We start from the raw sequence: 11,772 nt of genomic DNA on the forward strand, positions 1-11,772 counted from the left end.
CTGCCCACAGAGATATTCCGCCCCAAAGAGAAACCAGAAATGTCGCGCATCCATCTCCACCTGCTTTCGGACTCGACCGGCGAAACGCTGGAAAACATCGCCAAGGCGGCGATCGGCGCGTTCGAAAATGTCGAGGCGGTGCGCCATTTCTGGCCGATGGTGCGGTCCGATGTCCATCTCGACCGGATCATGGAGGAGATCGCCGCCAATCCCGGACTGGTGCTGTTCACCCTGTCCAACCACCAGCTTCGACGGCGGCTGGAGACGCGCTGCCGGGCGCTGGGCCTGCCGCATGTGGCCGCGCTCGACAGCGTGACCGATGCGCTGTCCAACATATTGGGGCAGGAAACCCGCAACCGGCCGGGCCGCAAGCATATTCTCGACGAAGCCTATTTCGCGCGGATCGAAGCGATCCAGTTCACGATCGCCCATGATGACGGCGTGGGTCATGAAAATTGGGAGGAGGCTGATATCGTCCTCGCCGGCGTCTCCCGCGCCTCCAAGACGCCGACATCCATCTATCTCGCCAATCGCGGCTACAAGACCGCCAATATCCCGCTGGTGATCCAGTCGCCGCCGCCGCGCACCCTTTATTCGCTGAAGCATCCGATGGTGGTGGGGCTGACCGTCAGTCCGGAGCGGCTGGTTCAGATCCGTCGCAATCGGCTGCTTTCCTTGAATCAGGCGCCGGAGACCAGCTATGTCGACCTCGAAAAAGTGCAGGAGGAACTGGCCTTCGCCCGGCGCATGTTCGCGGATAATGGCTGGCCGGTGATCGACATGACCCGCCGGTCGATCGAGGAAGCGGCGGCGGCCATCATCAACCTGTTCAACGACCGCGTGCTGGCGGAAGGAGCCTGAAATCATGATCGTGCTGGCATCGCAAAGCGCGAGCCGCCGGGCGCTGCTGGAAGCAGCGCAGGTGCCGTTCGAGGCGTTATCGCCCGGCGTCGATGAGGAAGCGGCCAAGGAAGCCCTGCGCGCCGACGGTCTGGATGCCCGGCAACTGGCCGATGCGCTGGCGGAGCTGAAGGCGCTCCGCGTGTCGCGGCGGGTGCCGGGCGGGCTGGTGCTGGGCTGCGACCAGACCCTGAGCCTGGACGATGGCAGAATGATCGACAAGGCGCTCGACCGTACCGATGCCGAGCGCATATTGAAGTTGCTCTCTGGCCGGGTGCATCATCTGCACAGCGCGGCGGTGATCGCGCTTAATGGCGAGCCGATCTGGCGGCATATCGAGCGGGTGCGGATGACTGTGCGGCCCTTGTCGGAGGCTTTCATCACCTCCTATCTCGACGGCGATTGGGAGCATTGCCGCTGGTGCGTCGGCTGCTATCGGATCGAGGGTCCGGGCGCACAGCTTTTTGCGAAGGTCGAAGGCAGCCAATTCGCGATTCAAGGCCTGCCCCTGCTGCCTTTGCTTGACTTTCTGCGCGTCCGGGGCGTTCTGGCGTCATGACCGACAAGCTCCCTTATGCCGAAGTGATCGGTGATCCGATCGCGCACAGCAAATCGCCGCTGATCCATAATTTCTGGCTCGATGCACTGGGTATCGAAGCGGAATATAAGAAGACCCATGTGACCAGCGAGGGGGTGTCCGCCTATTTCCTGGCGCGGCGGGCCGATCCCGATTGGCTGGGCTGCAATGTCACGATTCCGCACAAGATCGCGGTGATGGACTATACCGACGATCCGGGCGGCGTGCGCGAACGGATCGGGGCGATGAACACCATCGCCAGCGAAACGGGCGGACCGTTGATCGGCACCAATACCGATGCGGGCGGATTCCTCCAGCCGCTGCTGCGCGACAAGTGGAAGGGGCAGAGCGCGGTGCTGGTCGGCGCGGGCGGCGCGGCGCGGGCGATATTGTTCGCGCTGACGAGTCTGGGCGTGCCCGACATCACGGTCATGGCGCGTGATGCGGGGCGAGGGCAGGCATTGCTCGACCGCGCAGGGGTTAAGGGCAGGGTAATCGGTATGACGGATGCGCTGCCCAAGGCTGACCTGCTGGTCAACACCAGCTCGCTTGGCATGGTGGGTCAGCCGGTGCTGGATCTGGACCTCAAACCGTTGGCTGACGACGCGACTGTCTATGACATCGTCTATGCGCCTCTGGAGACGCAATTGCTCAAAGCCGCGCGGGCGAGGGGTCTCAAGACCCTCGATGGGCTGGAAATGCTGATCGGGCAGGCGGCGCTGGCCTTCGATATCTTTTTCGATGCCGAAGCGCCGCGCGAGCGGGACGAGGAATTGCGCGCCTTGCTGCTCGCTGCCTGACGTCCATGAAGATTATGGCATGAAGATCTACGGCCTTACCGGCTCCATCGGCATGGGCAAATCGGCCGTGGCCGCCATGTTGCGGCGCGAGGGCGTGCCTTTGTTCGATGCCGATGCCGAGGTGCACCGCTTGCAAGGGCCGGGGGGGGCGCTGCTGCCCGCGATAGAGGCGCGTTTTCCCGGCACGACGGGCTCCAAGGGCGTCGACCGGGCGAAACTGGGCGCGGCAGTCTTTGGCCATGCTCATGAGCTGAAGGCGTTGGAAGCGATCGTTCATCCTGCCGTGCAACAGAGCCGCAAGGCCTTTCTGCGTCGGCATCGGTCGCGAAAATTCGTCGTGCTGGATATTCCGCTGCTGTTCGAGACTCATGGCTATCGCAAGCTGGCAGGCGTCATCGTGGTCACTGCCCCCGCCTGGAAGCAGCGCAAGCGAGTCCTGGCCCGGCCCGGCATGACCGCTGCAAAATTCCGCCGGATTGTCCATCTGCAAACACCCGATGCTGAAAAGCGGCGGCGGGCTGACTATATCATTCACACAGGGACGACCTTCGCTGAGACACGTTTCCAGGTACGCCGCTTGGTCGCTTGCCTTGGTGCGAAGACAGGCCGATAAGAGGGGTCCGGTGAGATTGGCCGGCCAGAGTCGTTGAAGAGGGCGATGCGCGAGATTATTTTCGACACCGAAACGACTGGCTTCGACCCTGCCTCAGGCGATCGCCTGGTCGAAATCGGATGTATTGAGCTCTTCAATCGGGTGCCCACGGGCCGTACCTTCCACGCTTATTATAATCCGCAGCGGTCCATGCCCGCAGCGGCGGAGGCCGTTCACGGGCTGTCGGACGGTTTTCTGAGGGACAAGCCGCTGTTTTCGCATGGTGTCCAGGAATTGCTGGCTTTTCTGGAGGACAGCCATCTGGTCGCGCATAATGCGCGCTTCGACTTCGGCTTCCTCAATCATGAACTCAAGCTTTGCGGCCTGCCCGAAGTGTCGATGGAGCGGATGATCGACACCGTCGCCATCGCCCGGCAACTCCACCCCGGCGCCAAGCACAGCCTGGACGCGCTCTGCACCCGCTACGGCATCGACCGCAGCCATCGCATCAAGCATGGCGCCTTGCTCGACGCCGAATTGCTGGCCCAGCTTTACATCGAACTGACCGGCGGCCGTCAGATCGGCCTTGGTCTTGCACAGGAGGAAGAGAAACTCGTTGTAAATATGGAACTTGCGGCGAAAGTCGCGGTTCGCCCTGTACGCCCCGCGCGCGTCTTTGCGGCCAGCGCGGAGGAGCTGGAGAGGCATGCAGCGTTCGTCGCGACGCTGGACAAGCCGCTCTGGCTTGAGGAGGCCTGATTACAGCCGTCCCCCTTCCGGGATGCACTGCCTTCAAGCCTCCATGCCAACCGGATCGCCATCCCGGGCGGTTCGGCAAGAATAAGGAGAAGGCATATGGATATTCGTGTTTCCGGGCATCAGGTCGATACGGGTGACGCGCTCAAGGAGCATGTCTGGACCCGTCTGGAGGCCATGGCCGAGAAATATTTTTCCCGCGCGCTTTCCGCCCAGGTGACATTCCGGCCGGCTCCGCACGGCGCCTTCCATTGCGACATCGTCTGCCATGTCATGACCGGCCTGATCTTGAAAGGAGCGGGCGAGGCGCAGGAGGCACATCCGGCCTTCGAACAGGCCGCCGAGCGGATCGAAAAGCAGTTGCGGCGCTATCTGCGCCGCCTGAAGGACCGCAGCGCGCAGGCCGCCGCCGCCGAAGCCAGCCGGACCAACGGTTTTGGTCCCGATGGACTGGACGGGGCGGGCTATACGATTTTCGCTTCCTTGGCCGATGAAGAGGAACCGGCCGAAGCTCCGCTGATCGTGGCGGAAACTCGCGTCGACATTCCCGAAGCCAGCGTGTCCGACGCGGTGATGATGCTGGATCTGCGCAACACGAACGCCCTGCTGTTCGTCAATGCCGGGACGGCCGCCTACAACATGGTCTATCGCCGGCATGACGGGACCATCGGCTGGGTGGAACCACGCCTGGGCTGATATCGTTCCCTTGGCCGCCGGTTGACCTTGATCGGCTGGCGGCCTATGGGGCCGGACTTTAAAGATCCGGGCATTGCGTCATTTTTCCGAAGCTGGGCGCGGCTCGGCTGGGATTCGGCATGGTTCATTTCAACGATATCGTCGCACCGGATGCATTGGGCACAGGCCTTTCGGTGAATGGCAAGAAGCAGTTGTTTCAGAAGATCGCCGTGTTGGCGGCAGCGGCCTATGGCCTGAACGCCGATCTGGTGGCCGAAGCGCTGTTGGAGCGCGAAAAGCTTGGGTCCACCGGATTCGGTGGCGGCGTCGCAATTCCCCATGCCAAGATTCCCGACCTGCAGAAGATGTGCGGCGTGGTCGTCCTGCTCGATCCGGCGGTGTCGTTCGACGCGGTGGACGAAGCGCCGGTGGACATCGTCTTCGCGCTGCTCTCGCCGGTCGATTCCGGGGCCGAGCATCTGAAGACTCTGGCCCGCGTTTCGCGCTATCTGCGCGATGAGGGGCAGGTCGCCCGCCTGCGCGGCGCCAAGTCGACCGCGGCGCTCCATGCCCTGCTCGCCGGTGGCGAGGCGCGTGACGCTGCCTGACGCGGAGCCCGGGCCAGGCGCCGGCGCTTCGCCCAGCGGAGAGGCGGCGCATTTCCGGGCGTTGGAGAATCTCTATCGCTCCGCGCCGATCAACCGGCTGTTCCAGTCGGAACTGACGATCCCGGAAGAAGGCCGGTCGGTCATCCATTTCGACGTGGATGAGAGCCAGTTTCATGCAGCCGGCGCGATACATGGCACGGTCTATTTCAAGATGCTGGACGATGCGGCCTTTTACGCTGCGAACAGTCTGGTCAGCGACCGTTTCCTGCTGACGACCAGTTTCAACCTGTTGTTCACCCGACCGATCGGACCGGGCCGCATCCGCGCCGAAGGGCGGTGGATCAGCGGCAAGCGGCGCGTCTATGTTGCCGAAGCGAGCCTGATCGATACGGAGGGTGAGGAGGTCGGGCGTGGCACCGGCACCTTCATGCGGTCGCAATTCCCGCTGTCTTCGCTGCCGGGCTATGCCGCCTGATCGACCCACCGACGCCCGGCTGACCAGCGCGATGCTGGTCGGCGTTCTGGTGCGGCGCAGCGCGGCGGCGGGCGGTTTTGCCACGGTGCTGGTCAAAGGCGATGCAATCAGCGGCGTGATTCTGATTCAAGCGCTTGAAAAAGGGCGGGAACTAGGCCTGTTCGAGCGCGTTTCTGACCTTGCGGGCGGTTATAGCCTCACCCGATGCGGCCCCGACCCGGAAAAGGGCGCCGAGGCCATGGCGCAATATCTGGAGCGTCGCCTGAGGTCGGACCCCGATCTGTGGGTGATCGAGCTTGATATCGCGGATGCGGAACGGTTCGCCGCTGAAACGATCTGTTGATCGTTGACTCATTTCCCGTGCGCGGGCAAAGGCCTCCGACGCTTCAACGCGCAGGTTGCCGGTTTTCGTCCATGGGGGGCGGATGCGGTAAACACGCAGACGGGGGGCGGCCGGACGTCGGTGTTTTGGGGTTTTGACGTCCTCGGCCAAGAACCGCACGATTTTGAGCTGTAATGAGTTTTCGTCTAAGGGCTGCGATCGTCGCGGCATTTTCCCTGTCCGCCACTGCGGCGTTGACCACAGCCGACATGTCGAGCGCTTCCGAAGCGGCTCCGTCGGTTCTCTCCCTCCCCGGGAGCAATGAGCTCAATGCAGCTCCGGCCGGCGTGAAGCCCGCCGTCACTTTTGCCGCGCCGCGCGAAGTCGCACAGTCGCTGGCTCCTCTTTCCGACAGCGACGATGTGAAGGCAGACAATCTCGCCGCCCTCGTGAACGCGCAAGGCGTGGCCGAGGATGTTGCAGGCGACATGAAGTGCCTGGCCGGCGCCGTCTATTTCGAATCCAAGGGCGAAAGCCTGGAAGGCCAGTTGGCCGTTGCCCGCGTCATTATCAACCGCGCCAAGTCCGGCCGCTTTGCCGACAGCCTGTGCGGCGTCGTCTACCAGCCGGGCCAGTTCAGCTTTGTGCGCGGTCGCGGCATGCCGTCGATCCGCATGGGCAGCGAAAGCTGGCGCGAAGCCGTTGCCATCGCCCAGATCGCGATGGACGATAGCTGGGACAGCAAGGCTGAGGGCGCGCTGTTTTTCCATGCCCGCCGCGTTTCGCCGGGCTGGGGCAAGCGTCAGCTCGCCGCGATCGACAATCATATCTTCTATCGCTGACACGCTTTCGCGCCGGGCGCGAAGGGGGTGAAGAGGGCCGGTTCGGGCGATGCCTGAATCGGCTCTTTCTTTTTGTTCTCGTCCTGTTCTAAAAGGGGTGCATGGAATCCGACTTTTCCGACAGTTGCTCGCCCCTGACTGACGGCACGGCCCTGGCCGTGGCGCGGGGCACGCTACGCCTGTTCTTCCGCCACGACATGAGCGGCATATTGGAAGTACCGCTGCCCAATGGTCGTCGCGCCGATATCATGGCGCTGGATGGGGCGGGGCGGATCACCATTGTCGAGATCAAATGCAGCCGCGCCGACCTGTTGGGCGACATGAAATGGTCGGATTATTTCGACTATTGCGACCGCTATTTCTGGGCGGTGCCGTCAGGCTTCGACCTGTCGTTGTTCGAGAGTGAGGCGCTGTGGCCCGGACGGACCGGACTGATCGTCGCGGATCAATATGATGCCGAACTGGTCCGCCCGGCGCCGATGGAACCGCTGGCGGCGGCGCGGCGCAAGGCGGAGACTCTGCGCTTCGCCAGGCGGGCAGCGCGACGGCTGACAGCGCTGGCCGACCCGGACCATGCCGCGGAACTGGGGTGGTAGCACGACTTGGGCGGAGATGGATGGGAAGCGGACTTTGAGTTTCCGTTCGCCCTGAGCTTGTCGAAGGGTCTTGCTGAGCGAAGGCGAAGCATGGGAGCCTCGCTCCGCTCGGCTGAGGGCTTCGACTTGCCGAAGGCAAGTTTATCCTGAGCGCCTGCCTTGGCAGGCAGACGAAGGGCTCAGCCCGAACGGATTCTCTCGTCAGAAATTGCCCAAAATCAGAACACCGGCCCCTGAACCGGCCCTTTAGGCGCAGCCGTCGTCTTCGCCGCGCTCAGCGCTTCCACCAGCCCCGGTGTGCGGCCATCGCGCTGCGCATAATCCCGCGCCGACATGCCGGCGATCGTATCGCGCTTGTCGGGATTGGCCCCCTGCGCCACCAGCAACCGGACTAGCCCGAGATCGCGCAGTTGCACCGCCCGGATCAGCGGCGTTTCACCGCTGCCATTGGCCTTGTCCACCAGCGCATTATAGGTGAGCAGGCTGCGCGCGCCTTCCTCGAACCGGGCCTGCACCGCGTCCATCAGCGGCGTGTTGCCGTTATTGTCGGTCAGGTTCGGGTTCGCACCCTTGGCGAGCAGGAAAGTCAGCCATGTATTGTCGCGCCGGGCGACGACCAGATGCAGCGCGGTGTCGCCCGTGGTCACGTCCCGGCTGTTGATGACGGTGGAGCCGGGCTTCTGGATCAGGTCGGTCACCTTCTGCCCATCGGCATCCTTGACCGCCTTCAGAAAGTTGTAATTGTCCGAAAACTGCGCCTGCGCCGCGACCGGCGACAGCAGCGCCAAGGCCAGAGCGGCGGCACGGCCAACGCCCATCCAAGCCGGAAAACGTCCTGTCATTTTGTCCATAGCCCCGTTGGGATTTGCAAATCGGGCCATAGCAGGGCATGGCTGGCGGCGCCATGAACAAAGCGCTGATTTCGCTCGCCCTGCCGCTTACCGCCCTGCTGGCAGCCTGTAATATTGGGACAGGAGGCAATGCATCAAGCGGTGAGGAGAGCGCCCAGGGCGATCTGCATGGGGCGAGCATCGGCGCGTCCTTCACCCTGACCGACCAGGATGGGAAAAAAGTCCGCTGGGAGGATTTCAAGGGCAAATACCGGCTGGTCTATTTCGGCTACACCTATTGCCCCGATGTCTGCCCCATCGACCTGCAACGGATCATGCAGGGCTTTGCCAAGTTCGAGAAGGACCAACCGGCCCTTGCCGCGAAGCTCCAGCCGATCTTCATCAGCGTCGATCCGGAACGGGATACGCCTCCGGTCCTCAAAACCTATGTCGCGGCCTTCCACCCCCGGCTGATCGGCCTGACCGGCACGCCGGACGAGATCGCCAAGGTGGCCAAGGATTTCGTTGTGCTCTACAACAAGGAAGAGGCGAAGGGCGCGAGCGGCTATCTGGTCAGCCACAGCCGGACGCCCTATCTTTTCGGGACCGATGGCGCGCCGGTCGCTTTGGTGCCGGTGGACGATCCGGGGACGCCGGACGCTGATGAGGGCGATCCCGCAAAGGTGACGGCCTTCCTCGAAAAATGGGTGAAGTGACGGTTGGACTTCTGGGAAAAGCCCCTCGACAAGCTGGACCGCGCGGAATGGGAAGCCTTGTGCGACGGTTGCGGCAAATGCTGCCTGCACAAGGCCGAGGATGAGGATACGGGGCGTATCTACCCCACCAACGTCGCTTGCCGGTTGCTCGACCGGCACAGCGGGCAATGCACCAATTACAAGGAACGGCGCCGCTTCGTGCCCGATTGCGTGCGGCTGACGCCCGCCAAGGTGAAGACGATAAGCTGGCTGCCGCGCACCTGCGCCTATCGGCTGCGGGGCGAGGGCAAGCCATTGCCGGAATGGCATTATCTGATCTGCGGCGATCGCGAGGCGGTGCACCGGGCAAAGGAATCCGTGCGCGGCTGGACCATTGCGGAAGCCGACGCTGGCGATTGGGAAAACCATCTTGTCGACAGAGAGCTCTGACGCCGTCCTTGTCGTCGACGGCGTCGCCGTTCCGGTGCGGATACGCCGGTCGGCGCGGACCAAGGCCTATCGGCTGTCGCTGGACCATGCGCGGGGGGAATTGCGGCTCTCGCTGCCCACCCGCGCCAATCTGAAGCGGGCGCTCGGCTGGGCGCAGGAGCATGAGGGCTGGGTCCGGTCGCAAATGGCGCGGCAACCGGCGCAAGTGACGCTTTGCGATGGCGCCGTCTTTCCGCTGGAGGGGCGGAAGGTGCGCATCTGCTGGGTCGAAGGCGCCCCCCGCACGATCCGGCTGGAGGACGAACGGTTGCTGCTCGGCGGGGCGGCGGAATCGGTGGCATCGCGCGTGCTGCGTTGGCTGAAGACGCGGGCGAAGGCGGTACTGGAAACCGAAAGCCATGAGATGGCGCGGGATAATGGACTGATCGTGGCGTCGGTCGGCATTGGCGATCCGCGCAGCCGCTGGGCGAGTTGCGCCTCCAGCGGCGCGATCCGCTATAGCTGGCGGCTGATCCTCTGCCCGCCCGAGGTGCGCCGGGCGACCGTGGCGCATGAACTGGCGCATCTGCTGCACATGGACCACAGCCCGGCCTTTCATGCGGCGCACAAGCGGATTTTGGGGGAAGATCCTCGACCGGCGCGGGCATGGTTGCGCGCCTATGGGACGGCGCTGCATCGCTTCATGGGCTGAAGGACGCATGGGCAGGAAGAAGCGCTATCTGACAGCCACTATGCCGGACGGCTATGTGAAGACCATCGGGCCGACGGCGGACGCCTTCACCCATTATTGGCGGATCGTCGCGATACTGGAAAATGGCAAGACGGAGGTGTTCTGGGGCCATGCGCGCTCGCTGGCCGAGGCGAAGAAGAAGCGGGCAGCGGCGGAAGAAGGCGCCCGGATGCGCGGCTGGAAAAGCTATGCATTCGAGATAGCGGAACTGGTCGAAACGCCGGTTAAGTGAAGTACAAGTGCTCTTGCGCAGGCAGGAGCCCAGTTCAGACGGCGGGCCTGGGCTCCTGCCTGCGCAGGAGCACGTTACCCCTCGATCTTCTAACACTACTTCCTATGCGGCCAGACGCCCGACCCGTCCGCCGCGCAATCGTGCACAACGTCCCGGACATGCGGCAATCCGCAGTCGCGACAGGTGATATAATCGCCCTGTTTCAGCCCATGGCCCACGGCCACACGCTCGTCGAAGACATAGCAATCGCCCTGCCAGCGGCTGTCCGCTTCGGGCATTTCCTCCAGATAGCGCAAAATGCCGCCGCGCAGATGATAGACCTCGTCAAAGCCGCGGGCGCGGACCAGCGCGGTCGATTTCTCGCATCGGATGCCGCCGGTGCAGAACATGGCGATGCGCGGCTCGCGGCCCTCTTCGCGCAGTTTTTCGGCAAAATCGTCGAACCAGGCGGGGAAATCGCGGAAGGAGCGGGTGCCTGGATCGATCGCGCCTTCGAAGCTGCCGACCGCCACCTCATAGGCGTTGCGCGTGTCGATGATCACCGTGTCCGGATCAGCGATCAGCGCGTTCCAGTCCACCGGATCGAGATAGGCGCCCGCCTGATTCGCCGGATCGAGGTCGCCCGCGCCCAAAGTGACGATCTCCGTCTTCACCTTCACCTTCATCCGGGCGAAGGGGGCTTCATCGCTATGGGCATATTTGACGTCGAGATCGGCGCAGCCGGGCAAGGCGCGGATATGCGCCACCAGCGCCTTAATCGCCGTCTCGCTCCCCGCGACCGTACCGTTAATCCCCTCGCCCGCCACGATCAGCGTGCCGCATGTCTCCAGATCCGCACAAAGCAGGCGCAAATCGCGGGCGATCGCGTCCGGATCGGGGAAGGATGCGAAGCGGTAAAGCGCGGCGATGGTGAAAGCGGACTCCATGGCAGCGCCCATAGCCGCTTCGCCGCCCTCTTGAAAGCCGGAGGGCAAGGGCGCATAGCCAGCCTATGGTTCCCCTTTCGTTCGCGGGTCACGAATTTTTGGCATTGCCGGAAGCGGCGTTGTTCTGGCCGGCGCGCTCGGCATTGCTGGTCGCCGATCTGCATTTCGAAAAGGCGAGTTGGTACGCCCGTTTTGGGCAGTTTCTGCCTCCACATGACAGCCGGGCGACGCTGGATATGATCGAGATGCTGGTCGAACGGACGGGCGTGCGGGCTGTCTGGTCCCTGGGCGACAGTTTTCACGATGCCGATGGCGCGGCACGGCTCGATCAGGGGACGCGAGCGCGGTTGGCGGCGCTGACAGACCGGCTCGACTGGGTCTGGATCACCGGCAATCACGATGTCGGCATGGCGGACACGCCGGGCGGAGAACGGCGCGCGGACATGCAGGTCGACGGTATCTGGCTGCGGCATGAGGCTGATCCTGCCGATCCCAGGCCGGAAATATCGGGGCATTTTCACCCCAAATTCCGATTGTCCGTGCGGGGACGACACGTGTCGCGGCGCTGCTTCGTGGGATCCCGTACCAAATTGATCCTGCCCGCATTGGGGGCGCTGACGGGGGGGCTCGATGCCGGTCATGGCGAAATCCGGCGCGTGATGGGCGCGGACGCGACCGCATTGGTGCCGGTTGCGGGCCGGCTGCTGCGATTTCCCATAGCATAAAGGACGTAACGGAAACCGGAATTTAAGCTGTCGCCGTTAGG

18 protein-coding genes are annotated in these 11,772 nt (G+C 63.6%); 16 read left to right on the plus strand and 2 right to left on the minus strand.

Annotated features, from left to right (window positions below; genetic code table 11):
• Nucleotides 1-39 precede the first annotated feature (39 nt).
• From VVT58_RS12905 to VVT58_RS12955, 11 genes are all read left to right on the plus strand, one after another.
• Complete coding sequence (locus VVT58_RS12905; RefSeq protein ID WP_327753293.1) at nt 40-861, plus strand: pyruvate, water dikinase regulatory protein; 822 nt, start codon at nt 40-42, stop codon at nt 859-861.
• Between the two features lie 4 nt (nt 862-865).
• A complete protein-coding gene (locus tag VVT58_RS12910; RefSeq protein ID WP_327753292.1) occupies nt 866-1,459 on the plus strand; it encodes a nucleoside triphosphate pyrophosphatase in 594 nt (197 codons plus the stop codon).
• Entirely contained in the window at nt 1,456-2,277 is an 822-nt protein-coding gene (gene aroE / locus VVT58_RS12915; RefSeq protein ID WP_327753291.1) for a shikimate dehydrogenase, read from the plus strand. Before VVT58_RS12910 ends, aroE begins: the two co-directional genes overlap by 4 nt.
• Before the next feature lie 19 nt (nt 2,278-2,296).
• Nucleotides 2,297-2,890 (plus strand): dephospho-CoA kinase, encoded by a 594-nt coding sequence (gene coaE, locus VVT58_RS12920; RefSeq protein WP_327753290.1) that lies wholly within the window; start codon nt 2,297-2,299, stop codon nt 2,888-2,890.
• 45 nt (nt 2,891-2,935) lie between these two features.
• Nucleotides 2,936-3,628 carry a DNA polymerase III subunit epsilon gene (gene dnaQ, locus VVT58_RS12925; protein ID WP_327753289.1) on the plus strand — a complete coding sequence of 231 codons (693 nt, stop codon included), beginning with the start codon at nt 2,936-2,938 and terminating at the stop codon, nt 3,626-3,628.
• Between the two features lie 96 nt (nt 3,629-3,724).
• A complete protein-coding gene (hpf, locus tag VVT58_RS12930) occupies nt 3,725-4,321 on the plus strand; it encodes a ribosome hibernation-promoting factor, HPF/YfiA family (RefSeq protein WP_066552710.1) in 597 nt (198 codons plus the stop codon).
• A gap of 119 nt (nt 4,322-4,440) precedes the next feature.
• Nucleotides 4,441-4,908, plus strand: a complete 468-nt coding sequence (locus tag VVT58_RS12935) for a PTS sugar transporter subunit IIA (protein ID WP_066552713.1) — start codon at nt 4,441-4,443, stop codon at nt 4,906-4,908.
• Nucleotides 4,868-5,383 carry a PaaI family thioesterase gene (locus VVT58_RS12940; RefSeq protein ID WP_327753287.1) on the plus strand — a complete coding sequence of 172 codons (516 nt, stop codon included), beginning with the start codon at nt 4,868-4,870 and terminating at the stop codon, nt 5,381-5,383. Before VVT58_RS12935 ends, VVT58_RS12940 begins: the two co-directional genes overlap by 41 nt.
• A complete protein-coding gene (locus VVT58_RS12945) occupies nt 5,373-5,726 on the plus strand; it encodes a DUF1491 family protein (RefSeq protein WP_327753285.1) in 354 nt (117 codons plus the stop codon). The genes VVT58_RS12940 and VVT58_RS12945 overlap by 11 nt, the downstream gene beginning before the upstream one ends.
• Before the next feature lie 173 nt (nt 5,727-5,899).
• Entirely contained in the window at nt 5,900-6,547 is a 648-nt protein-coding gene (locus tag VVT58_RS12950; RefSeq protein WP_066552725.1) for a cell wall hydrolase, read from the plus strand.
• A 101-nt stretch (nt 6,548-6,648) separates the two neighbouring features.
• Nucleotides 6,649-7,143 (plus strand): MmcB family DNA repair protein, encoded by a 495-nt coding sequence (locus VVT58_RS12955; RefSeq protein ID WP_087575996.1) that lies wholly within the window; start codon nt 6,649-6,651, stop codon nt 7,141-7,143.
• Nucleotides 7,144-7,361: 218 nt separating this feature from the next.
• On the opposite strand, the gene VVT58_RS12960 is transcribed toward VVT58_RS12955, so the two are convergent.
• Nucleotides 7,362-7,985: an ankyrin repeat domain-containing protein gene (locus VVT58_RS12960; RefSeq protein ID WP_327753284.1), complete on the minus strand. Its 624-nt coding sequence runs from the start codon at nt 7,983-7,985 to the stop codon at nt 7,362-7,364.
• 47 nt (nt 7,986-8,032) lie between these two features.
• On the opposite strand from VVT58_RS12960, the gene VVT58_RS12965 reads away from it, so the two are divergent.
• From VVT58_RS12965 to VVT58_RS12980, 4 genes are read left to right on the plus strand one after another with little or no spacing between them, the layout of a single operon-like run.
• Nucleotides 8,033-8,689 (plus strand): SCO family protein, encoded by a 657-nt coding sequence (locus VVT58_RS12965; RefSeq protein WP_327753283.1) that lies wholly within the window; start codon nt 8,033-8,035, stop codon nt 8,687-8,689.
• A gap of 3 nt (nt 8,690-8,692) precedes the next feature.
• A complete protein-coding gene (locus VVT58_RS12970; RefSeq protein ID WP_327753282.1) occupies nt 8,693-9,118 on the plus strand; it encodes a YcgN family cysteine cluster protein in 426 nt (141 codons plus the stop codon).
• Nucleotides 9,099-9,809, plus strand: coding sequence for a SprT family zinc-dependent metalloprotease (locus VVT58_RS12975; RefSeq protein ID WP_327753281.1), 711 nt, complete (start codon nt 9,099-9,101; stop codon nt 9,807-9,809). The genes VVT58_RS12970 and VVT58_RS12975 overlap by 20 nt, the downstream gene beginning before the upstream one ends.
• Before the next feature lie 7 nt (nt 9,810-9,816).
• A complete protein-coding gene (locus tag VVT58_RS12980) occupies nt 9,817-10,080 on the plus strand; it encodes a hypothetical protein (RefSeq protein WP_327753280.1) in 264 nt (87 codons plus the stop codon).
• 95 nt (nt 10,081-10,175) lie between these two features.
• Here the strand turns inward: VVT58_RS12980 and VVT58_RS12985 are convergent, their stop codons facing one another.
• Nucleotides 10,176-11,018, minus strand: coding sequence for a rhodanese-related sulfurtransferase (locus VVT58_RS12985; RefSeq protein ID WP_405053704.1), 843 nt, complete (start codon nt 11,016-11,018; stop codon nt 10,176-10,178).
• 53 nt (nt 11,019-11,071) lie between these two features.
• Here VVT58_RS12985 and pdeM point away from each other — a divergent pair, with 53 nt between their 5' ends.
• A complete protein-coding gene (gene pdeM, locus VVT58_RS12990) occupies nt 11,072-11,731 on the plus strand; it encodes a ligase-associated DNA damage response endonuclease PdeM (protein ID WP_327753277.1) in 660 nt (219 codons plus the stop codon).
• Nucleotides 11,732-11,772 lie beyond the last annotated feature (41 nt).

The sequence above is a fragment of the Sphingobium sp. SJ10-10 genome (assembly GCF_036038995.2).
In the GTDB taxonomy this organism is placed as follows: Bacteria; Pseudomonadota; Alphaproteobacteria; order Sphingomonadales; family Sphingomonadaceae; genus Sphingobium.

Bases quoted from the DNA above. Each gene is read 5' to 3' on its own strand.
- pdeM (WP_327753277.1), top strand. From the start codon at position 11,072: ATGGTTCCCCTTTCGTTCGCGGGTCACGAATTTTTGGCATTGCCGGAA.
- coaE (WP_327753290.1), top strand. From the start codon at position 2,297: ATGAAGATCTACGGCCTTACCGGCTCCATCGGCATGGGCAAATCGGCC.
- VVT58_RS12965 (WP_327753283.1), top strand. From the start codon at position 8,033: ATGGCTGGCGGCGCCATGAACAAAGCGCTGATTTCGCTCGCCCTGCCG.
- hpf (WP_066552710.1), top strand. From the start codon at position 3,725: ATGGATATTCGTGTTTCCGGGCATCAGGTCGATACGGGTGACGCGCTC.
- VVT58_RS12960 (WP_327753284.1), bottom strand. From the start codon at position 7,985: ATGACAGGACGTTTTCCGGCTTGGATGGGCGTTGGCCGTGCCGCCGCT.
- VVT58_RS12985 (WP_405053704.1), bottom strand. From the start codon at position 11,018: ATGGGCGCTGCCATGGAGTCCGCTTTCACCATCGCCGCGCTTTACCGC.
- VVT58_RS12945 (WP_327753285.1), top strand. From the start codon at position 5,373: ATGCCGCCTGATCGACCCACCGACGCCCGGCTGACCAGCGCGATGCTG.
- VVT58_RS12980 (WP_327753280.1), top strand. From the start codon at position 9,817: ATGGGCAGGAAGAAGCGCTATCTGACAGCCACTATGCCGGACGGCTAT.
- VVT58_RS12940 (WP_327753287.1), top strand. From the start codon at position 4,868: ATGCCCTGCTCGCCGGTGGCGAGGCGCGTGACGCTGCCTGACGCGGAG.
- dnaQ (WP_327753289.1), top strand. From the start codon at position 2,936: ATGCGCGAGATTATTTTCGACACCGAAACGACTGGCTTCGACCCTGCC.
- VVT58_RS12905 (WP_327753293.1), top strand. From the start codon at position 40: ATGTCGCGCATCCATCTCCACCTGCTTTCGGACTCGACCGGCGAAACG.
- VVT58_RS12955 (WP_087575996.1), top strand. From the start codon at position 6,649: ATGGAATCCGACTTTTCCGACAGTTGCTCGCCCCTGACTGACGGCACG.
- VVT58_RS12910 (WP_327753292.1), top strand. From the start codon at position 866: ATGATCGTGCTGGCATCGCAAAGCGCGAGCCGCCGGGCGCTGCTGGAA.
- VVT58_RS12950 (WP_066552725.1), top strand. From the start codon at position 5,900: ATGAGTTTTCGTCTAAGGGCTGCGATCGTCGCGGCATTTTCCCTGTCC.
- aroE (WP_327753291.1), top strand. From the start codon at position 1,456: ATGACCGACAAGCTCCCTTATGCCGAAGTGATCGGTGATCCGATCGCG.
- VVT58_RS12935 (WP_066552713.1), top strand. From the start codon at position 4,441: ATGGTTCATTTCAACGATATCGTCGCACCGGATGCATTGGGCACAGGC.